The 21273-nt window shown below is 68.9% G+C and carries 21 protein-coding genes; 11 read left to right on the forward strand and 10 right to left on the reverse strand.

All coding sequences use genetic code 11. From position 1 onward, the window contains the following. Positions 1 to 16: 16 nt before the first annotated feature. Both ABJK40_RS06420 and ABJK40_RS06425 read left to right on the forward strand, forming a co-directional pair. Positions 17 to 454, forward strand: a complete 438-nt coding sequence (locus tag ABJK40_RS06420; protein ID WP_348479975.1) for a PaaI family thioesterase — start codon at positions 17 to 19, stop codon at positions 452 to 454. A gap of 54 nt (positions 455 to 508) precedes the next feature. Beyond that, positions 509 to 934: a VOC family protein gene (locus ABJK40_RS06425; RefSeq protein WP_348479974.1), complete on the forward strand. Its 426-nt coding sequence runs from the start codon at positions 509 to 511 to the stop codon at positions 932 to 934. 114 nt (positions 935 to 1048) lie between these two features. Here ABJK40_RS06425 and ABJK40_RS06430 read toward each other — a convergent pair whose 3' ends face one another. Then, positions 1049 to 1681, reverse strand: a complete 633-nt coding sequence (locus tag ABJK40_RS06430; protein WP_348479973.1) for an alpha-ketoglutarate-dependent dioxygenase AlkB — start codon at positions 1679 to 1681, stop codon at positions 1049 to 1051. Positions 1682 to 1881: 200 nt separating this feature from the next. On the opposite strand from ABJK40_RS06430, the gene ABJK40_RS06435 reads away from it, so the two are divergent. After that, entirely contained in the window at positions 1882 to 2436 is a 555-nt protein-coding gene (locus tag ABJK40_RS06435) for a peptidoglycan-binding domain-containing protein (protein WP_348479972.1), read from the forward strand. 73 nt (positions 2437 to 2509) lie between these two features. Here ABJK40_RS06435 and ABJK40_RS06440 read toward each other — a convergent pair whose 3' ends face one another. Then, complete coding sequence (locus ABJK40_RS06440) at positions 2510 to 3511, reverse strand: aldo/keto reductase (protein ID WP_348479971.1); 1002 nt, start codon at positions 3509 to 3511, stop codon at positions 2510 to 2512. Positions 3512 to 3646: 135 nt separating this feature from the next. On the opposite strand from ABJK40_RS06440, the gene ABJK40_RS06445 reads away from it, so the two are divergent. Further along, positions 3647 to 5260 (forward strand): AMP-binding protein, encoded by a 1614-nt coding sequence (locus tag ABJK40_RS06445; protein WP_348479970.1) that lies wholly within the window; start codon positions 3647 to 3649, stop codon positions 5258 to 5260. A gap of 24 nt (positions 5261 to 5284) precedes the next feature. On the opposite strand, the gene ABJK40_RS06450 is transcribed toward ABJK40_RS06445, so the two are convergent. Both ABJK40_RS06450 and ABJK40_RS06455 read right to left on the reverse strand, forming a co-directional pair. After that, complete coding sequence (locus ABJK40_RS06450; RefSeq protein WP_348479969.1) at positions 5285 to 6172, reverse strand: PfkB family carbohydrate kinase; 888 nt, start codon at positions 6170 to 6172, stop codon at positions 5285 to 5287. Beyond that, a complete protein-coding gene (locus ABJK40_RS06455; protein WP_348479968.1) occupies positions 6172 to 6840 on the reverse strand; it encodes a TetR/AcrR family transcriptional regulator in 669 nt (222 codons plus the stop codon). Before ABJK40_RS06455 ends, ABJK40_RS06450 begins: the two co-directional genes overlap by 1 nt. 77 nt (positions 6841 to 6917) lie before the next feature. Between ABJK40_RS06455 and ABJK40_RS06460 the strand changes: the two genes are divergently transcribed. Further along, positions 6918 to 7550, forward strand: a complete 633-nt coding sequence (locus ABJK40_RS06460) for a DUF1772 domain-containing protein (RefSeq protein ID WP_348479967.1) — start codon at positions 6918 to 6920, stop codon at positions 7548 to 7550. On the opposite strand, the gene ABJK40_RS06465 is transcribed toward ABJK40_RS06460, so the two are convergent. Beyond that, entirely contained in the window at positions 7506 to 8849 is a 1344-nt protein-coding gene (locus ABJK40_RS06465) for a CoA transferase (protein WP_348479966.1), read from the reverse strand. The two genes, ABJK40_RS06460 and ABJK40_RS06465, sit on opposite strands and share 45 nt — an antisense overlap. A 135-nt stretch (positions 8850 to 8984) precedes the next feature. Between ABJK40_RS06465 and ABJK40_RS06470 the strand changes: the two genes are divergently transcribed. The 3 genes from ABJK40_RS06470 (at position 8985) to ABJK40_RS06480 (ending at position 12298) form a co-directional block, all read left to right on the forward strand. Next, the gene (locus ABJK40_RS06470) at positions 8985 to 9797 is read left to right on the forward strand and encodes an RNA methyltransferase (RefSeq protein WP_348479965.1); all 813 of its coding nucleotides are present in this window, start codon (positions 8985 to 8987) and stop codon (positions 9795 to 9797) included. 96 nt (positions 9798 to 9893) lie between these two features. After that, positions 9894 to 11597, forward strand: coding sequence for a TIGR00341 family protein (locus ABJK40_RS06475; RefSeq protein WP_348479964.1), 1704 nt, complete (start codon positions 9894 to 9896; stop codon positions 11595 to 11597). Between the two features lie 62 nt (positions 11598 to 11659). Then, the gene (locus ABJK40_RS06480) at positions 11660 to 12298 is read left to right on the forward strand and encodes a class I SAM-dependent methyltransferase (RefSeq protein WP_348479963.1); all 639 of its coding nucleotides are present in this window, start codon (positions 11660 to 11662) and stop codon (positions 12296 to 12298) included. Positions 12299 to 12334: 36 nt separating this feature from the next. On the opposite strand, the gene ABJK40_RS06485 is transcribed toward ABJK40_RS06480, so the two are convergent. Continuing rightward, entirely contained in the window at positions 12335 to 14716 is a 2382-nt protein-coding gene (locus ABJK40_RS06485; RefSeq protein WP_348479962.1) for a PQQ-dependent sugar dehydrogenase, read from the reverse strand. A gap of 243 nt (positions 14717 to 14959) precedes the next feature. On the opposite strand from ABJK40_RS06485, the gene glnII reads away from it, so the two are divergent. From glnII to ABJK40_RS06500, 3 genes are all read left to right on the forward strand, one after another. Further along, a complete protein-coding gene (glnII, locus tag ABJK40_RS06490; RefSeq protein WP_348479961.1) occupies positions 14960 to 15985 on the forward strand; it encodes a glutamine synthetase GlnII in 1026 nt (341 codons plus the stop codon). Between the two features lie 159 nt (positions 15986 to 16144). Further along, a complete protein-coding gene (locus ABJK40_RS06495; RefSeq protein ID WP_348480084.1) occupies positions 16145 to 17482 on the forward strand; it encodes a glutamine synthetase family protein in 1338 nt (445 codons plus the stop codon). 76 nt (positions 17483 to 17558) lie between these two features. Beyond that, positions 17559 to 18254, forward strand: coding sequence for a response regulator transcription factor (locus ABJK40_RS06500; RefSeq protein WP_348479960.1), 696 nt, complete (start codon positions 17559 to 17561; stop codon positions 18252 to 18254). A gap of 58 nt (positions 18255 to 18312) precedes the next feature. Here ABJK40_RS06500 and ABJK40_RS06505 read toward each other — a convergent pair whose 3' ends face one another. The 4 genes from ABJK40_RS06505 to ABJK40_RS06520 all read right to left on the reverse strand — a co-directional run bounded on the left by ABJK40_RS06505 (position 18313) and on the right by ABJK40_RS06520 (position 21231). Beyond that, a complete protein-coding gene (locus ABJK40_RS06505; RefSeq protein WP_348479959.1) occupies positions 18313 to 19047 on the reverse strand; it encodes a GDSL-type esterase/lipase family protein in 735 nt (244 codons plus the stop codon). A gap of 109 nt (positions 19048 to 19156) precedes the next feature. Continuing rightward, on the reverse strand, positions 19157 to 20536 hold the full coding sequence (locus ABJK40_RS06510) for an 8-oxoguanine deaminase (RefSeq protein WP_348479958.1): 1380 nt from the start codon (positions 20534 to 20536) through the stop codon (positions 19157 to 19159). A 77-nt stretch (positions 20537 to 20613) separates the two neighbouring features. After that, complete coding sequence (locus ABJK40_RS06515) at positions 20614 to 20769, reverse strand: hypothetical protein (protein ID WP_348479957.1); 156 nt, start codon at positions 20767 to 20769, stop codon at positions 20614 to 20616. A 105-nt stretch (positions 20770 to 20874) separates the two neighbouring features. Next, positions 20875 to 21231: a RidA family protein gene (locus ABJK40_RS06520; protein ID WP_348479956.1), complete on the reverse strand. Its 357-nt coding sequence runs from the start codon at positions 21229 to 21231 to the stop codon at positions 20875 to 20877. Between the last annotated feature and the right edge of the window lie 42 nt (positions 21232 to 21273).

Here is a 21273-nt window from a genome sequence, read left to right on the forward strand (position 1 = left end):
CACTACGGTCCGGCGGATGGAAGAGAACGAGTCCTCCGCATCGCCACCCCCACCGACGGCGGCCGAGGTCAATGCGATGATCGACGAACTGTTCCCCGGCACCGGCAACACCTGCATCGAGTTGGGCGAGGGATTCGCGCTGGCGTCGCGACCCGTCGACGACACGATGCTGCGCCCGGGCGGCTTCGTGTCGGGCCCCACCCAGTTCGGGCTCGCCGACGCCGCCCTCTGGTACATGGTGTTCGCCGCGACGGGCAGGATCGAGCCGATGGCGATGACGTCGGAGTTGTCGATCCGATACCTGCGTCCGGCGCAGGGGTCCGTCTTGTGGGCCCGAGCCACCGTGGCGTCGGCGGGTCGACGCAACGTGGTGGGAACCGTGCACGTCTGGTGCGATGATCGCGATCACAAGCCCACCGCCGTCGCCCAGGGCACCTACGCCATGCCGAACTGACCGCCGGTCCTTCCGCCGGCCCCCTCCCCGCCCGACCCCGCTCAGGAGAACCCGATGCCCGATCGCCCCCGCTTCCACCACGCATTCCCCGTCCACGACCTCGCGGCGGCCCGCAGCTTCTACGGTGACCTGCTCGGCTGCCCCGAGGGTCGGCACGACGAGCACTGGGTCGACTTCGACCTGTACGGCCACCAGATCGTCGCCCATCTCGACGAGTCGAGCGCCGATCGGATCCGGACGCGGAGCGACGTCGACGGCGATGCGGTGCCGGTGCCCCACTTCGGGCTGCTGCTCGAACCCGACGACTGGGAGGCCCTCGCGAGCCGACTGCGCGACGCCGGGACCCAGTTCGTCATCGAACCACACGTGCGCTTCGTCGGTCAGGCGGGCGAACAGTCGACGATGTTCCTCCTCGACCCGTCGGGCAACGCGCTCGAGTTCAAGTCGTTCGCCGACGACGCCCAGGTCTTCGCCCGCTGACGGCCCGTTCCGCCTCACCCGTCGACTGCACCCGGTCGACTGCACCGGTCGACGGAACCGCATCCGAGCGTTCGTCACGAAGCGGTCTCGGGTTGCCGCCGAGTGCGCCGTTCGTCAGCGAGCGTCGTGGCGGTAGGTGATGGACAGGCGCGGTCCGGCGTGGCGGCGACGCTTCGGGACGCAGTGCTGCCACTCGTGTTGGCACGCACCGCCCATGACGAACAGGTCGCCGTGGCCGAGACCCCAGGTGAGCGACGCGCCACCCGCCTCGCCGTGTTCGTCGTCACGGTTGCGGCGCATGTGGAACGGGCGGCTCTCGCCGACGCTCAGGATCGCGACGATCGGGTCGGTGACGACCTTGCGGTGGCGATCCCCGTGCCAGGCGACGGAGTCGTTCTGATCCCGGTAGAGGTTGAAGCCGATCGAATCGAAGTGCCGACGGAAGCGGTCGGCCAACGCCCACCGGATGTCGGCGAGGATCGGCAACGCCACCTCGTCGGACTCCGATTCGTTCCACCACGACGTGAGACGCGGTTCGTCGACCAGACGGTCGTACATCGCGATGCCGCGTCGCTGCTCGAAGTCGATGCAGTCCATGAGGTCGTCGAACAACGCATCGGAACCGCTGAGCCATCCGGGCACGTACTCGACCCACGACGCACCGCTGAGCTGACTGCGCGAGGCGGTGGAGAACGAAGGATCGAAGCACGGGTCTTCGGCACCGAAGAGTGAAGCCTGACGGAACATGTGTTCGATGATCGCGGATCGCGACCGTGGCCGTCAAGCGCGAGTTCGGAGTTCACCCGAGTGTGGGTGTCGCCCAGCGTGCCGCCGGCGGAGCCGACATCTCAACGGTCGTCACCCGATCGCCTGCGGCGTCGACCCGGCACGCTCCACGGGTGTTCGACGTGCTCGTGTCGACGCAGAGGCGGTCTAGTGTCGGCCGGGTGGAGGTTCGCCGACATCGCATTCGAGGCGTCTCGATCGTCGTCGCCGGCGTCCTGCTCGGATGCACGTCGGGTTCCGACGCCGTTCCGGTTCCGGGCGCCGACGCTGTCGTCGATGCGACGGGTCCCACGATCGAGCGTCCGGTGGTGACCGAATCCGCACCCGACGTGCTCCCGACGGACGACGCCACCGGGGTGACTTCGCCCACGACCGTCGAGCAGCCGACGTCCAGCGCACCGCCGTCGAGTCCGGCCCCGCCCTCCAGCGCCGCAACGACCGTGGCCGAGAGTCCAACTCCCGCGACCGACGCCGCGTCCGACGTGGTGTTCCTCCGTGTGGGTGACGAAGGCGACGAGGTGGGGCTGATGCAGTTCAAGCTGTCGGTGCTCGGCTACCTCCCCGTCGGATCCGACTCCGGTGTGTTCGACCAGGCCACGGAGGACGGGCTGCGCAGGTTCCAGAGCGACTACGGCCTCGGGGTCGACGGAGTGTTCGGACCGCTCACGGGCAGAGCCCTCAATGCCGCGGCCCAATCGGTCGCCACCGAGACCTGACCGGACCTGACCGGACCTGACCGGACCGGGCGGGATCCGCCGACGCACGACGCCGACCGATCACACCGATTTTTCAGCGCAACGAGGGGCGGCCGAGTTCGGCCTGGTGGCGCGGGATGTACGGAGCCTCCAACTCGGCGATGTCGTCGTCGGACAGTTCGACGTCGAGCGAGGCGATCGCGTCGTCGAGTTGCGCCAGCTTGGTGACGCCGATGATCGGAGCCGTGACCGCCGACTTCGACGACACCCAGGCCAACGCGATCTGCGCCATCGGACGCTCGTGACGCTCGGCCACGGCGCGCACGGCGTCGAGCACGGCCGCATCGCTGTCGGCGGTGTACAGCTGTTGATCGATGCCGTCGGTCTGCCCGCGGGTCGTCTGGTTCGAGTCGTCACCGACCGCCTTGCGGGTCCCGGCCAGGTGCCCCCGGGCGAGCGGCGACCACGGGATCACGCCGACGCCCTCGTACTCGCACAGCGGGTGCATCTCGCGCTCCACCTCACGGGCCAGGAGGTTGTAGTGGTCCTGCATCGCGACCATCCGGGCCCAGCCGTTGCGTTCGCTGATCGACAGCAGCTGAGCGAACTCCCACGCGTACATCGAGCTCGCTCCGAGGTACCGGACCTTGCCCTTCTGGACGAGCGAGTCGAGCGCCGCCAGCATCTCCTCGGGGGGCGTGTGCGGGTCGAGGCGATGGATCTGGTACAGGTCGATCGTGTCCACGCCGAGTCGTCGAAGGCTCGACTCGCACGCCTGCTCGATGTGCTTGCGCGACAACCCGCCCATGTTCGGACCGGGACCGTGCGGGAAGAACACCTTCGTGGCGATGACGAGTTCGTCGCGGTTCCCGTGTTGCTTCAGGAACCTGCCCGTGACCTCCTCGCTCGCACCGCCCGAGTACATGTCGGCGGTGTCGAAGAAGTTGATCCCGGCGTCGATGGCCCGCTGGTAGAACGGCTCGGACTCCGCCGGTTCGAGCACCCACGGACGCCACTTGGACGATCCGAAGCTCATGGTGCCGAAGCACAACTCCGAGACTCGCAGACCGGTCCGACCGAGGCGCACGTACTCCATGGAGTCGAACGTACCCGGTACCGCCAGATCCGGCTCGAACGAGGTTCGCGACCTGCACCGCACCCGCCAACCTCTGTTGATCCGTCCGGGAGCGATCAACAGAGGTTGGATCGGGACGAGTACCGTCGTCGGGTCATGGGGCTGCTCGATGTCGTCAACCGTGCGGGGTTGCTGGATCCTCGTCGCGCTCCCTCGCTCGCCGCGGCGGTCGCCCGTTGGGGGCCGACGGCAGCCGCTCCCTTCGCCGCCTCGGCGCTCGCCGACTCCCGCGCGATCGCCGTCGTCGACGACCACGGTGAGCTGTCGTTCGGGGAACTCGACCGGCAGTCGACTCGCTTGGCCGAAGGTCTGCATCGGATCGGAATGCGCCGCGGCGACCACCTGGGCGTGGCGTGTCGCAACCACCGCGACTTCGTCGAGTTGACCATCGCCGCCGCGAAGGCCGGTGTCGGCGTGGTGTACCTCAACACGAGTTCGGCCGCGCCTCAACTCGCCGACGTCATGACGCGCGAGCGGATCACAGCGCTCGCGATCGACAGGGCACTCCTCCACCTCGTCGACCTCGACGCATGGTCGACCCCGGTCGTCGTCGCCGACCTCGACGGCGTCGCCAGCAGCCTCCCACCCGACGACCTCACCGACGATCTGCTCGACGATCTGCTCGACGATCGCGTCCACACGATCGCATCCGTCCGAAACGGCGGTGGCTTCCGCCTTCCGCTGCGCGCCTCGCTGCCGATACCACCCGTGCTGCTCACGTCGGGCACCACCGGCACGCCCAAGGGAGCGCGCCGCAGCGGTCGCGTCGACCCGAATGCGGCGACGGGCCTGCTGGACCGGATCCCGCTGCGTCACGACGACGTCATCGCGATCACCTCACCGCTGTTCCATGCGTGGGGCCTCGCTCAGATGATCCTCGCCTCGACGCTCGGCTCGACGATCGCTCTCACGGCCACGTTCGACGCCGAGACGACGCTGACCCAGATCGAGCGGGAACGGGTCACGGTGCTGGTGGTCGTGCCTGCGATCCTCCAGCGACTTCTCGGGTCGGCGGCGCTCGAGTCGACCGATCTGTCGTCGCTGCGGATCGTGGCGTCGAGCGGATCGGCGCTGCCCGTGCCGGTCGTGAAGGAATGGATGGACCGCGTCGGGCCGAACCTGTACAACCTGTACGGGTCGACCGAGGTCGGCCAGGCCACGCTCGCCACCCCCGACGACCTGCTCGTCGACCCGGCCACCGCCGGTCGCGTCCTGGCCGGCTCGACCGTGGCGATTCTCGACCCATCGGGTCGACCGGTCGGCGCCGGCACGCTCGGCAGGATCTTCGTCGGCAACGGCGCCCAGTTCGACGGATACACGGGTGGCGGCGGCAAGGAGGTGGTCGACGGATTGATGTCCACCGGCGACGTCGGTCACCTGACCGGGGACGGGCTGCTGTTCGTGACCGGTCGCGCCGACGACATGATCGTCAGTGGCGGCGAGAACGTGTTTCCCCAGGAGGTCGAGGACCTGCTTCTGGCGCACCCGGCGATCGACGACGTCGCGGTGGTCGGCGTCGACGACGAGCGACTGGGCCAACGCCTCGTGGTCCACGCGGTCAAGGCGACAGGCGCCCGCATCTCGTCCGATGCCGTCAAGAAGTACGTGTCGGACAACCTCGCTCGCCACAAGACCCCGCGCGACGTGTACTTCGTCGACGAGGTCCCGCGCACCGCCACCGGCAAGATCCGACGCAACCATCTCACCTGACGGGTCGGGCCCGCGCACGAACCGTCAGCGGGCGGTCGGGCGGGCGACGGCCGCAGCCGCAGCCCTCAGACCCGAGGAGGCGCAGGCCTCGTCGGTGCTTCCGGCCAAGCGGGCGGCGATGAAGCCGGCGGCGAATGCGTCGCCCGCGCCGAGGGTGTTGACCACGTCGACACCGACGTCGATCGCCGCGACAGCGAACGGTGGTCGAAACCGACTCGCCACCACTGCGCCGTCCGCCCCGCACGTGACGACCACGGTCTCGGCGACGTCGAGGAGTCGGGTGGCCGACTCGGTCGGGTCGTCGACGCCGCTCAGTGCGGCGGCCTCGTCGAGACTCGGGAACATCACCGCCGCGCGGTCGAAGGCGGTCAGCGCCGCCTGGACGGACCGGCTCGCCCGCAGCATCTGCGCCGACGACGGATCGATCGACCACCCGATGCCACGCTCGTGGGCCAGCCCGCACAGACGAGCGAGCAGATCGTCGCCGCCGTCCGGGAACCACGAATACGCGGTGAGATGCAGCCAGTCGACACCTTCGAACCACTGCGGGTCGACATCGGAGACACGCAACACGGTGGCGCTCGACAGGTCGGACACCATCGATCGCTCCCCGGTCGACGAGATGAGCGCTGCGATCGCACGGCTCGCAGCACCGCGCCGCACGATCGGGCGCACCTCGACGCCGTGGCCGGCCAGTTCGTCGACGAGCAGACGCCCCAGGAGGTCGTCACCCACGACCCCGACGAACCGCGTGGCCACCCCGGCCGCAGCGGCGCCGGCCGCGACGTTCGCCGCCGACCCGCCGGCAGCGAGCGCGACGACCCCCTGGGTGTCCGAGCCGGGAGCGATCTGGTCTCCGGCTCCGACCGTGACGTCCGCATTGAGGTCGCCGATGCACAACAGCTGCGCCATCAGACGACGCCCAGCTCGCACAGGGCGAGAAACTGATCGGTGCCCGTCGCCGCTCGTCGGGTGATCGCTGCGGCGCTGGGCGCCGATTCGCCCAGCAGCACCCGGATCTGGGTGTCGCGGATGATCAGGCCGTAGAACGTCTCGAACGCACCGACGGGATCCCGGACGTCCAACATTCCCGATGCCGCGATCGAGGCGAGGTACGACTCGACGAGCGGACCGACTCGATGGCGCCCGGAGGCGAGCAGTTCTCCGGCGAGGACGGAATTGGTCATGGCGGCACGATTCAGTGCGAGCGAGCGTGGATCGGTGAGCAAGCGCAGCAGCCCGGCGCCGAACGCAGCGAGTGTCTCACGGGGCTCGTGGAGATCGCCGCCGCCGAGGGCGGTTGCGATGCGATCCGCAGTGGCGTCCGCATTCGAGACGATCATCGCCGACAGCAGACCGTCACGGCTGCCGAACCACGAGTAGAGCGTCTCCTTCGAGGCCCCTGCACGCCGGGCGATCGCGAGCATCGTCACACCGTCGGCGCCTCGTTCGAGGAGCTCGGCGAAGGCGGCTTCGATGACGGCGGCGCGCCGATCGTCGCGCTCGTCGGCGGGAAGCCGACCGCGCCGGCCAGCTCGCGCCGACTTCGACGTCGGCGGTGACGCACTTCGGGAAACCACTTGACAAGCGTACCCGATCGTACGATTAGTATATACGTACTCACCGGTACGATTGATCCAGAGAACGGACTCCCACCATGACCCTCCTCGACGACCCCACTCCGCCGGCGCCGTCCGGACCGGCACCAGAACCGTCACCCGCCGGATCGACACCGATCCGAGCACCTCGCACCGACCGCCTGGCCGGGATCGCCGTGATCGTTGCGACCGTGCTGACCGGGCTGTTCGCCGGTTTCTTCCTCACCTACTCGGCCTCGGTCGTGCTCGGCCTCGCCCAGGTCGACGACCTCACCTACGTCCGCAGCTTCCAGGCGATCAACGCCACGATCCGCAATGCGACCTTCGCCGTCTTCTTCTTCGGATGCGTGCCGTCGATCCTGTGGGCGCTCGTCGCGAACCGGGCGGGCGGACGCACGAACATCACGCTGCTCGCGTTCGCGTTGACGGCGTGCGCAGCGGTCGTGGTGATCACCTTCGCAGGCAGTGTTCCGCTGAACGACGACCTCGCGACCTACGTCGATCTCGACGCGTCGTCGGCAGCCGCCGAACGGGGCGATTTCGAGTCCACGTGGAATCGACTCAACCTGGTGCGGTCGGTCCTTGCAGTGGCAGGTCTGGTCGCCGTCGCGTCCGTTCGCAGTGCCCGGCCCGACCGCTCAGTGGCGTCAACGCCAGGTCGGCGTGGAGGTTCCCAGCCGTCGAGGCGGTGACGGCCACGTTCCGGCGAAGGGCAGCACGGCGGTCAGTCGACCGAACTCCGACTCGACCGTCCCCAAGAACTCCGGATCGACCGGCACCGACGCCGGCGTGAACGCCGTCGGCGCACGACGGGCGACGAGGTGGTCGCGAGTGCGGAGCAGCGACGTGCGCCCGAGCCAGGACCCGCCCACGTCTCGCTGGTGGGCGACGAGTCGGGCGACCAGACCTGCGCCGAGCAGTCCGGTCGCGTAGTCGAGCGCCTGGACGGGAAGACCGATCGGTGACCCGCTCGGTACGCCGTCGGCGTCTCGCGCGAACTGGCCGCCTGCCCACCGGATCCCCGTCGTCGACTGCACGATCGAGTCGAACCCGCGGCGCCCCGCCCAGGGCCCGATCCAGTCGAAGGCGGAGATCTGGACGACGACGATGCCCGGGCGGATACGGGCGACCCGCTCGGGTGTGAAGCCGCACGAGGCGAGCGCGCCGGGTCGGTAGGCGTCGATCCACACATCGGCCTCGCCGAGCAGCGACTCGAAGCTCGATCGACCCGATTCGGTCCGCAGATCGATCGACGTGTTGCGCTTGCCGAACCCGGTGGACATCACCCCCACGTCCACGGACGGAAGATGGTCGGCGCCGACGCGCAGCACGTCCGCACCGAACCCGGCGAGCATCTGTCCGGCGACCGGCCCGGCCAGGACGCGGGAGCAGTCGACCACGCGCAACCCGGCGAGCGGGCCGTCGTCGTCGGACAGCGATTCGACCGGCCGTGCGGTTGCGTCACCGATCGCGTCGACGGACATCAGGGGCAGGGCCCGGGTCGCGAGTGCGTGCGGATGCTCGTCCCACTCGTCGAGTGTGCGGACCGCAGCGCCGATCATCCCGTCGTCGATGAGTTCGGCCTCGAGTTCGAACGCGTCCCGCTCGGCGATCGCCGCTGCCACCGACGCTCGGTCGGGCGGGCACCGGAGTCTGTCGACCACACCCCGCGCATGATGTGGGAAGTTGCAGTGGATCTGCAGGTGACGCCCACCGGCGGTGACGTACACGCCCGAGAGGTCCGCCCATGCGGGCACAGCGGCACCGTCGACTTCGACGTGCGTCGTGCAGAAGGCGAGCAGTTGGTCGAGCGCGATCGAGCGCTCGGGTACGACCACACCGCGTCGGCTCCCGAGGTGATCGATCGAGCCGACGGCGAAGCGGGCGGAATCGGCGAGCGCGCCGTCGACGTCGAACGCCGATGCCGCCACCTCGTTCGGTCCGGTGAAACGGATGTGCCCGAACGTCCAGTCGCCGATCGTGAGGTCCATGGCTGCGAACGTAGCGATGCGGTACACCGCCCGATCGGTGCGCGCCGCCGACGTTGATCGATCGACGTGCCCGTCGAGCGAGCGGACGATCGCGGGATCAGGCAGGTGGACACCACCGGCCATACTGTCCACCCCATGATCATCGAGATCGACGATCCCCAGGATCCCCGCCTCGACGACTACTGCCTGCTCGACGACCAGGCCGCCCGCCGCACGCGGGAAGGCGACGACTTCTTCATCGCGGAGGGCTACGTGTCGATCGATCGCGTCGTCGACTCGGGCCACCGGTTGCGTTCCGTGCTGGTCACCCCGTCGCGCGTCGAACGCATCAGCGCACGTGTCCCCGGCCTCGTGGACGGCGACACTCCGCTGTACGTGATGACCCGCGACCTCATGGCCCACGCGGTCGGGTTCGACCTGCACCGTGGCGTCGTGGCCTCGGCCGATCGAAGACCCGTTCCGACCGTCGCCGACATCGCAGCGTCGTCGGCGAAGCGTGTCGCCGTGCTCGTGGGGCTCAACGACGCCGAGAACGTCGGCGTGATCTCGCGCGCCGCACGGGCACTCGGCATCGATGCACTGGTGCTCGACCCCACCTGCACCGACGCGTACTCGCGACGAACCGTGCGCGTCAGCATGGGCGAGGTGCTCCACCTGACCGTCGCCCGATCGAACGACTGGCCCGGCGACCTCGACGTGCTGCATCGCGCCGGCTTCGAGTCCTGGGCGATGACGCCGGCATCCGACGCGATCGACCTCTGGTCGATCGAGCCCCACGAGCGGGCGGAGCGCCTCGCGATCGTGGTCGGTGCCGAGGGCCCGGGTCTGGACGACGCCACCATGCGCGCGACGACCCGACGGGTGCGCATCCCGATCCGCCCCGATGTCGACTCGCTCAACGTCGGCCACGCCGCCGCCATCACCTTCGCGGCCACCTCACGGACATGACCCCGCCGACAGCGCCCTGAACGGCGGCCCCGTCCAGCGACCGGCCAGGTCCCCGCTGCCCCCATCGGCAGTGTCGGCACCCCTAACATCTCGCCCGTGAGCGATCAGCGGACCTCGGAGGCACCCGAGGAAGCCAAGGCTGAGCGCGCGCAGAAGATCGAGGTCGCCAAGGACAAGCTCGAAGCCCTCGACGCCGACACGGCCACGCCCGCTCCACGACCCAAGGACCCTGCGGCCCCGATCAAGCGGGAGCACACGTGGTGGCACCGCCACCTCGAACCCGAGGAGCGCCAGCGCATCCTCTCCGAACTCGGGATCAAGCGCCCCCCGCACTGGGCGTTCCGATTCTTCACGATGCTGTCACTGTCGGTCGTGGTCGCCGTGATGGGTCTGTCGGCCGACTCGGCGGCCGTGGTGATCGGCGCCATGCTGCTCGCACCGCTGATGCAGCCGGTCCTCGCGGCGGCGGCGTGCATCTCGATGGCACTCTTCAGGAAGTCGCTGCAGTCGATCGGCACCGTGCTCGTCGCGACCGTCGGGTCGATCGCACTCTCCTACGTTCTCGCCGCGCTGTTCGTCACCGGCGAGCTGCCGCGCGAGGTCCTCAGCCGCACCGCTCCGGACATCCGCGACCTCGTCGTCGCACTCGGCGCGGGAACCGCGGGCGCGTACGCGACGGTCCGCAAGGACGTGTCCTCGTCGCTCCCCGGCGTGGCCGTCGCCGTTGCGCTGGTCCCTCCGCTCGGTGCGGTCGGAATCGCATTGGAGGCCGGACGCAACACGCTGGCGACCGGAGCGATCCTCCTGTACACCACCAACCTCGCGGCGATCGTGTTCGCCGCCTCGATCGTGTTCATCACCACCGGCTTCGTGCCGCCCAAACGGCTCCGCAACACGTTCCGGCGGACGTCGCTGGTCGCTGCCGTGGTCGCGCTGGTCGTGGTGGCGATCGCCATTCCCCTCTACCGGGCGTCACAGACGGCTGTCGAGCGAACGGACCAGCAACTCGCAGCGGTGCCGATCGTCACCGAGTGGCTCGCCACCGGTGGTGCCGAGGCGATCGAGACCCCGATCGTCAGTTTCGGCGATCGCCAGATCGTGGTGCGGGTGCGTAGCTTCGATCTCCCGCCGGACCAGGGGACCCTGATCGACACGATGCAGTCCGAGTTCGGAGCGGAGCGACCGATCTCGATCCAGTGGGACCGCGTCACCCAGGCGACCACCACGACCACCATCGCTCCGACCACGACGATCCTCAGCGAGGCCGAACTGCTCTACGCAGCCGTCGAGGACATCGTCGACGACTGGTTGCAGGAGGGTGACTTCGACGGCGTCCGACGCGTCGAGGCCCTGGTGATCGGCGGTGGGGTGGTCCGAGTGGACGCCAGCGGCGTGGGCAACGCTCCCCCGGTGGGCGGTCTCATCGATGCGTTGAACGAACAGATCGACGAGCCGCTCGCCGTGCAACTCACCTGGGTCGAACGTCGCAACGTGCCGGCGGGCGAACCCGAACCGACCCCGGACGAGATCCTCACCGACGAGATCACCGCGATCACTGATGACTGGGCGGCCGACAACGGAGTCGCGGTGATCGGGATCCGCTACGACGGCACGACCGCAGTGATCGAGGTGGCCGGAGCCGTCGAGCCCGACGCCTCGCTCCTCGTCCAGGACGTGTCCGCAGCCCTGCCCGACACGGCATCGGTGACGGTGCTGTTCACCCCACGTCTCGACATCACCACCACCACGACCACGACCACAACCACCACCACCGTCGCGCCCCCGACCACGTCGATCTGACCGCGAGGCAGTCCGGGCCGGCCGGTGTCATGTATCTGCGAGGCAGGTTGTTGACTGGGAGGATGGACAGTCGGCTCACACAGTTGCCCGATCATCCCGACGCCGCCGAGCCCGAGCCGTTCGCAGGACCCGACCACCCGATGCGGACGATGACCCGGTCGAAGGCGTTCGGCGAATCGTGGGAGCGCTCGGACTCCGACCGGGTGCAGCAGATCTTCGACTCCCTGGCGGAGTCGTGGAGCGAGAGCCACGTCGACCCGATCAAGGCCGCACCGGTCGGCGACGCACTCGATCGAGGCGGGGTGCCGCTCGACGGTCGGTGGCTCGAGGTCGGGTCGGGCACGGGAGCCGGAGCGCGGGTCCTGCACGGTCGGGTGGGATCGCTGATCTGCACCGACATCGCCGCCGAGATGCTGCGCCGCGCGCCGGACCTCGCACCGCGGGTCAGAGCCGACGCATCCCGGCTGCCCTTCCCCGACGGGTCGTTCGACGCGATCCTGATGATCAACATGTTGCTCTTCCCCGACGAGGTGGGACGCCTCCTCGCACCACGGGGGTCCGTCGTGTGGGTCAACACCCTCGGAGACCAGACCCCGATCCACCTTCCTCCCGCCGACGTCCTCGAGGCGCTGCCCGGAACGTGGGCCGGGGCGACCGCACGCGCCGGCACCGGGTTCTGGCTCACCGCGACCCGCGACTGACCCCGACCGCCGGGAACACCCCGATTCGCCGACGCGCTACTCGAACCAGCCGAACACGTCGACGATCAGGTCGGTGTCGGCGTCGCCGGCGAAGAACCGCTCCGACCCGGCACCCAACGCCGTGAGTGCCAGCGCCGCCCGCGTCTGTCGCGCTCCACTGGAGTTCACGTTCGACACGTTCGGGAGCGGCGCCGCGGGGAAGGCGGTGACGAAGCCCCGACCGGCGGTGCGGGCGAGCGTGAGGTTCTGCGCGACCGCCGAGGCCGTGTCGGGCACCGAACCGGGGTTCAGCGCGACCGTCGCACCGGCGGCGAGTCGACCGAACCCCACGGACGACCGCGAGTCGGCCTCGCGCTGCGGCGCGACCAGATGGAAGCGTCCGACGGTCCCGATCGGCGCAGCGAAGCCCGTGAACGAACCCACCACGTCGACGGCCACGTCGTCGATGTTCTCGAGGTACAACTCGACCGAGCCGTCGGCACCGACCGGCACGGTGACGACGTTGGCGCGCACGTCGGGGGCGGCATTGACGTTCACGTTCGACGAGGTCGGCCGAGTCGCACCCGTCGGGTACGCGGTGACGAACCCGGGCACGGGAGCGTCACGGTTGATGGCGGTGACGATCACCGACACCGCCGAGGTCGCGTCGGTGCCCTCGGGAAGGCCCGCCACACCGGCCAGCGGAACCGTCACCCGCTCACCGGCACCGTCGGGCACGCGCGTGAAGTCGTTGTCACCCCCCGATGCCTCACGGGTGTCGACCACCCGCGTCGGACCTGCGGTCACGAAGCGGCCGCGGCGCACTCCCACATCGGCGTCGAAGAAGAAGCCCGACACGTCGACGATCACGTCGTTCGTCGCCTGGCTGAACAGCACCAGTCGTCCCTCGGCGTCGAGCGGCACGATGGACGCGTTGGCGACGTTCGCACCTGCCGGAGCGTTGACGTTCGAGGTCGAGGGTCGGTCGGTGCGCGGCTGCCACACCGTGGCGAACGCGCCCTCGCTCTGCGGTCGGACGAGCGTGACGTTCACGAACGCAGCGGACGCGCCGGCGGGCGCGTCGATGTCGATCAGTCGGGTTCGTCCCGCACCGATCGGCGCCGGCGGTGTGAGTGCGCGCGTGTCGAATCGACGCGAGGGGGACGGCAGTGCGTCGTACCGCTGCGGGCCGCTGTCGGCCGACTGCGGAGCAGGTGGCGGTGTGACCTTGCGGACCTCGCCGTTCTGCTGCACGTACCACAACTCGGTCGCACCGGGTCCGGCGACGAACGCCATGTCGGTCGGGCCCGAGGCGGTGAGGAACACCGGCGACGCCGCGAGGTCCGCGCCGCCGGTCCACGACCAGGTCGTACCGAACGCTCCGTCGGACACGAGGTACGCACCGTCGTACTGGGCGGGCCACACGCCGTCGGGCACGAAGGCGCCACCGGTGACGAACCGTCCCGCCTCGCGGCCGTAGTCGGTGACCGGGTCGATCAGGCCCGGCGTCGGCCCGGCGCACGGCGGGTTCTGCCCGCGCGGGCATCGTCCCTCACGGATCGGCCAGCCGTAATTGGCGCCGGCGACGCCCTCGTCGACCTCTTCGCGATCGCCCTGACCGACGTCGTTGACGAAGAAGCGGGTGGCGCTCGTGTTCGGATCGAAGGCGAACCGGTACGGGTTGCGCAGTCCGTACGCGAAGATCTCCTTGCAGTTCGTGGTCGGCGTGGAGGGTGAGTTGCCGCGGACGCGGCAGTCGGCCGCCCCCGGCTCGTCGACGAACGGGTTGTCGGGCGCAGCGAAGCCCGTGCTGCGATCGACGCGCAGGATCTTGCCGTTCAACAGCGAACGATCCTGTGCGGCGTCGTTGCCTCCCGCCGAGCCGGAGTTGCCCCTCGGGTCGGATCCGGCGTCTCCCACCGCGATGTAGAGGTACCCGTCGTTGCCGACCTCGATGTCGCCGCCGTTGTGGTTGCCGGCCACCGACGAGATCCTGTCGACCAGGACCCGTTCGCTGCCCGGATCCAGGCCGTTCTCGCCCATGGAGAACCGGCTGACCCGGTTGTGGCATCCGCCGGGTTCACCCGAGGCGATCGTGCGGTACACGTAGACGAAGCCGCTCGTCACGTACGCCGGGTCCAACGCGAACCCCAGGAGGCCGCGCTCGGAGTTCGAACACACCGAGAAGTCCGCGAGCGTGGTCACCTCCGGCGAGCCGTCGCGATCATCGATGCGGATCAGTCGACCGTTCTTCTCCAGCACCACCACGCGTCCGTCGGGGAGCGCTTCGACGGTGGTGAGGACGCCGACGTCGGCGACCACCTGGTCGGTGAATCCGCTCGGAACCGCCTCGACGACGCCCGGTGCCGAACCGGCGACCACGAGAGCGGCTGACGACACGACGAGTGAGGCGGCGAGGAGGAGGCGGCGACCGTGCATCGGACCGACCGTAGTGGGGCTCGCGCCCTGCGTCGACGCGAGCACGTCGGCCGTTCGGAGGGAACCGCACGTCGGCCCCTCACGAGCGGTCCCGGAACCCCGACGAGGCAGTTCACACGCCGTTCACAGTCGGGCAACAGCCGGGCAACCGGCGGCTGACAGTCTCAAGGATCGAAAATCGGGCGGCCGGTAGGGTCGTGCGTGCTCGCAAGCAACAATCAAGAGAGACAGAGGACAAGCACCGTGGCAATCAAGGCCGAATACATCTGGATCGACGGCACCGAGCCGACGCCGAACCTTCGCTCCAAGACCAAGATCCTGGACGACGGCCACAGCGGCGAACTCGACGACATGCCCGTCTGGGGCTTCGACGGTTCCTCGACCAACCAGGCCACCGGCGACAAGAGCGACTGCGTCCTCAAGCCCGCCCGCGTGTTCCCCGACCCGATCCGCGGTGGCGACAGCGTCCTCGTCATGTGCGAGGTGATGCTCGTCGACGGCAAGCCCCACCCCACCAACACCCGCGCCGCAGCGGCACGCACGGCGAAGAAGTACAAGAAGCACGAGCCGATGTTCGGCATCGAGCAGGAGTACACGATGCTCAAGACCGACATGAGCCCGCTCGGGTTCCCCGACGGCGGCTTCCCCGCCCCGCAGGGGCCGTACTACTGCGGCGTCGGTGAGTACGCGATCACCGGTCGCCAGATCGTCGAAGAGCACATGGACGCCTGTCTCGCCGCCGGCATCAACATCTCCGGCATCAACGCCGAAGTCATGCCCGGTCAGTGGGAGTTCCAGGTCGGCCCGGTCGGCCTGCTCGAAGTGGCCGACGAACTGTGGGTCGCCCGCTGGTTGCTGCACCGCATCGCCGAGGACTACGGGGTCGTCATCTCGATCGACGCGAAGCCGGTCAAGGGCGACTGGAACGGCGCCGGGGCCCACACGAACTTCTCCACCAAGGAGATGCGTGAGGACGGCGGCATGAAGTACATCGAGGAGGGCTGCAAGGCCATCGGCGCCAAGGCCGATCTGCACATCAAGAACTACGGAGCCGGCGTCGAGGACCGTCTCACCGGCGCCCACGAGACGCAGCGGTACGACCAGTTCAGCTACGGCGTGTCCGACCGCGGCGCATCGATCCGCATCCCGTGGCAGTGCGCCATCGACGGCAAGGGCTACCTCGAGGATCGTCGTCCGAACGGCAACATGGACCCGTACACGGTCGCCCGCCTCATGGTGGACACGGTGTGTTCCGCCATGTCGAAGTGACCCCGGTCTGATCTCACCTTCCTCGCGAGAGGAATCGAACACCGTCGACGGGGTGGAGCGCGATGCTTCACCCCGTCCGTCGTTCACGGGTCCTCGCCGACGAGCGACGACCCGAGGCGACACACCCATCCCCTTTCCGCGAGACTCCAGGACGTGAGCATGAACGAACAGCAGCGGGACTACGTCCTCCGGTCCGTCGAGGAGCGCGGGGTCCGGCTGATCCGACTCTGGTTCACCGACGTGCTGGGCACGCTGAAGTCGATGGCGATCACGCCCCCGGAACTCGACAACGCCCTGACCGACGGGATGACCTTCGACGGGTCCTCGATCGACGGCTTCAGCCGGGTCCAGGAATCCGACGTGCTCGCGATCCCCGATCCCGACACCTACGAGCTCCTGCCGTGGGCCGACGGCTCCGCCCCCGAGGCGCGGATCTTCTGCGACATCCACCATCTCGACGGCACGCCGTTCGAAGGCGACCCTCGCCAGATCCTGCGCCGTCACGTGCGCAAGGCCCACGAGGCGGGCCTCACCTTCTACATGGCGCCCGACATCGAGTACTTCTACTTCGAGCCGCTCGTGGCGGGTGCCGAGCCGGTCCCGATCGACGACGGCGGCTTCTTCGACCACACCACCAACGACGTCACCGGCGAGTTGCGCAAGCAGACGATCCGCACGCTCGAGACGATGGGGATCCCCGTCGAGTACAGCTTTCACGAGGACGCTCCCGGCCAGCAGGAGATCGACCTGCGCCACACCGATGCGCTCACCATGGCCGACGCGGTGATGACGTTCCGACTCGCCGTGCGCGAGATCGCCGCCCGCAACGGCGTGCACGCGACGTTCATGCCCAAGCCGGTCGAAGGTCTGCAGGGTTCGGGGATGCACCTGCACATGTCGCTGTTCCGCGGCGACGACAACGCGTTCTACGACGACACCGACGACTACGACCTGAGCTCGACGGCGAAGTCGTTCATGGCGGGGCTCTTGCGCCACGCTCGCGAGATCACCGCCGTCACCAACCAGACGGTCAACAGCTACAAGCGGCTCGTCCCGAACTTCGAGGCACCGGTCCACATCAGCTGGGCCCGCAACAACCGGTCGGGTCTGATCCGGGTCCCGATCGCGAAGAGCGCGAACCCCAATGCGACGCGGATCGAGTACCGCTCACCCGACCCGGCGTGCAACCCGTATCTCGTGTTCAGCCTGCTGCTCGCCGCCGGCATGAAGGGGATCGAGGAAGGGTACGAACTTCCCGACGAGGCCGACGCCAACCTGTTCGAGGCCACCGACACGGAACTCGGCGAACTGGGTGTCGGCCAACTCCCGCACTCGCTGTACGACGCCCTGGAGATCATGGAGGAGTCGACACTCGTGCGAGAGGCGCTCGGCGAGCACATCTTCGAATGGTTCCTGCGCAACAAGCGGCGGGAGTGGCAGGGGTACAAGACCCAGGTCACGCCCTTCGAGCGCGATCGCTACCTGAGGTCGCTGTGATCACCCCGGTTGGGTCGATCGCGGCGGGCAGGGCAGCGACGGGCAGGGCAGCGACGAGCCCGGTGGCGGTGGCGCGATGAAGTCCGACCCGGTGCGCATGCTCGCCGTCGTGCCCGACCCGGCCTCGCCGGAGCTGGCGCGAACCCTCGACCTCGCCGGGTACGCGTGGAAGTCCGTCTCCAGCATCGGCGACGCGAGCGAGTCCGAGCCGACGGGCGGGTGGGCCGGAGTGATCGTCGACGTCACCGACGACATGGACCACGCCTGGACCTTCCTGCGCGCTCTGCGCAAACAGCACACCGACGCCACGCCTGCGATCGTGCTGATCGGCGGGGGGCAGCTCCGCGAGCTCGAACACCGAGACGACCTGTTCGACGATTTCTGCCTCAGCCCGTTCCATCCGTCCGAACTCGAGGCACGCCTGCGGCACCTGCTCACCGCCGAGGTCGACGTGCAGTCGGCCGACCTCGTCGAGTACGGCGACCTCGCACTCAACCTCGAGACCTACCAGGCGTCGATCGCCGGTCGGCCACTCGACATGACGTACATGGAGTACGAGCTGCTGAAGTTCCTCGTCCAGAACCCGGGCAAGGTGTTCACGCGTGAGATCCTGCTCAGCCGAGTCTGGGGCTACGAGTACTACGGCGGCGCTCGCACGGTCGACGTCCACGTGCGGCGCCTGCGCGCCAAGCTCGGCGAGGAGCACGCCAACCTGATCCAGACCGTGCGCAGCGTCGGCTACCGCTTCGGTCAGTCCCGCTGGGAGAGCTGACGGTTCGACTGCAGTCCGACCGGTCGGTGGTCGGCTGGGGTCAGACCCCAGCCGACCCTCAGCGCTGGAGGAAGTCGGCCACCGTGGTGGTCACGAGGGCGGCGAACACCTTCGCGCCGTCGGAGTTGGGGTGCACGCCGTCGCCGCGCAGCACGCCGTCACTCGGTGCGATCTGATTCCACTGACCGACCACGGCATTCCCGCGCGAATCGATCACCTGCTCGATCGCAGCATTGACCTCGGCGGTGTCCTCGGGACGATCGGCGAAGTAGGTGTTCACCCAGACGAGCGGCGCATCGTCGGGCATCGCGTCGATCACGGTCTCCATCTCGGCGACGATCTCGTCGACCGAGCCGTACTGGCTGATGTCGTTCGTCCCGAGTGCGACGATCCACAGCTGCTCGTCGCCCGGCCGTGAGGACTCGCCCGCGACGAACGACGCGATGTCGGCACCACTCGGATTGTTGCTGATGTTCTGGCTGACCCGCTTGAGTTCCTGCGCCACGATCGTCACGTCGGCGAACCCCAGCTGTTGGAGTTGCTCCTGGAGGAACGGTTGAGCGCCGACGGTGATCGAGTCACCGATCATCACCACGGACTCGACCGAGCCGGTGTCGATCTCGCGCACGTCGGCGCCGCCGCTGATCCGACCGAGCTCGGAGCCGAGGCCGATCGTCGGCAACGGCATGTCGACACCTTCGACCCCACTCTCCGACGACGCCTCCGACGACGAGAACGTGCACGCGCCCAGGACGCCGACGAGGGCGAGCGTTGCGAGTCGGGATCGGATCACCCCGACAGTCTGGCGACTCCGGACCTCCGAGTCGCGTCACCCTGACGGCGACCGACGTCACACAGCCGGAGTGGGTCGCGACCGGAGTGGGTCAGACCCGATCCGGCCGTCAGGTGATTTGCTGGATCTTGCGGGAGAGGCGCGCGTGGGCGGTGAGCATCTCGCCGAGGCGATCCGAGATGAGCATCGAATCGCGCACGACGGGCCTGCCGGCGACGATCGTGTCGCGGGCGCCGGTCGGGCCGCAGCGCAGCCACGCCTCGACCGGGTCGGCGACCGCACCCGCGAAGGTCGGACCGGTCAGCGACCAGACGGCGAGGTCGGCGACCGCACCGACGGTGATGGTGCCGATCTCGCCTTCTCGCCCGAGGCATCCGGCGCCGCCGATCGTCGCCACTTCGAGTGCCATGCGAGCCGTGCCGGCGTCGGCACCGTTGCGGAGCTTCGCGAGCAACATCGCCTGGCGCGCCTCGAGCCACAACGACGCACTGTCGGCTGACGACGATCCGTCGACACCGAGTCCGACCTTCACGCCCGCTGCGCGGAGATCGACCACGGGGGAGATCCCCGACGCCAGGATCATGTTGCTCGACGGGCAGTGAGCAGCACCCACGCCGGCCGCGCCGAGACGGGCGACCTCGTCGGCGTTCGGCATCACGCAGTGAGCGACCCACGTGCGATCGGTGCACCAACCGGTGCGCTCCAGGTACTCCATCGGGCGGCACCCGAACGTGGCGATGCTGAACTCGTCGTCCTCGGCGTTCTCGGCGAAGTGCGTGTGCAGACGCACGTCGAGTCGCTCGGCGAGTTCCGCGGTGCGGACCATCAGGTCCTCGGTGACCGAGAACGGTGAGCACGGGGCGAGTGCCACGCGGGTCATCGCGCCGAACGACCGATCGTGATGCCGGGCCACCGCGTCCTCGCACGCGGCGAGGATCTCGTCGTCGTCCGCGACCACGTCGTCGGGTGGCAGCCCACCGTCCTTCTCCGACAGCGACATCGAGCCGCGGGTCGGATGGAATCGGATGCCGAGGTCCTTCGCAGCGTCGATCTCCGCGGTCAGGAGGTCGCCGGCACCGTGCGGGTGCAGGTACAGGTGGTCGGTCGACGTGGTGCATCCCGACAGCGCCAGTTCGGCGAGGCCGACCCAGGCCGAGGTGTAGACCGATTCGGTGTCGATCGCGCGCCACAGCGGGTACAGCGACTGCAACCACCCGAACAGAGGCTTGTCGGTCATCGACGGATTCGCTCGGGTGAGGTTCTGGTACAGGTGGTGGTGGGCGTTGACGAGGCCCGGGGTCACGAGGCATTCGCGGGCGTCGATGGTCTCGTGCGCAGGAGGCGGCTCGCCGCTGCCGATCGCCGAGATCATCCCGGCGTCGACCGCCACCCACCCGTCGTCGACCTCACGTCGCTGCGCGTCGACCGTGGCCACGCATCGGGCGTGTGCCACGACCAGATCGTGGGGGGCTGATCGGGTCTCGGACATGACGGAGGTCCTCTCGGAGGGGCGGACGAGTCAGATCGGGGCGATGCCGATCGTGCACTGCTCGATCGGCTGGAGAATCAATCGGGGATGTCGAGGAGTTCGGAGTCCGGGTGGCGACGGATGCCGTCACGTCGCAGGGTCTCGCCGAGGATCGCCGACGCGGCAGCGCCCGTGGCGAACACGGCGACCGGGATCGCGATCATGGCGATGATGAGGGCGATTGCTCCGGCCATGAGCGCAGTCTACGCCCCGCTCGGATCGGCACGCGATCCTCCGACCATCGGGCGGCGACGTCGGGTGCCCCGCTCGAGCGTCGTGGCTGTGCTGTGGCGTGGCCGTCAGGCGAGCGGCTTGTAGGCGACCGCTTCGACTTCCACGGCGAAACCTGCCGGCAGGGTCCTCACTGCGACGCACGATCGTGCGGGACGGTGGTCGGCGGGAAAGGCCGCCGCGTACTCGACGTTGAACTTCGCGTAGTCGTCCATGTCGACGAGGAAGCACGTGGTCTTGACCACGTCGCCCATCGTCGCCCCCTGGGATTCGAGGAGCGCCGCGACGTTCTTCATCGTCTGCACGGTCTCGGCCACGACGCCGCCGTCGACCTTGACGCCGTCGACCAGTCCGCCCTGACCCGAGACGTAGATGAAGTCACCGGCGCGCAGGACGGGTGTGTACGGACCGAGTGGCTTGCTCATCCCCGAGACAGTAGAGCAACGATCGGGTCCCGGCACCGCCCG

The organism is Ilumatobacter sp., assembly GCF_039969435.1.
In the GTDB taxonomy this organism is placed as follows: Bacteria; Actinomycetota; Acidimicrobiia; order Acidimicrobiales; family Ilumatobacteraceae; genus Ilumatobacter_A.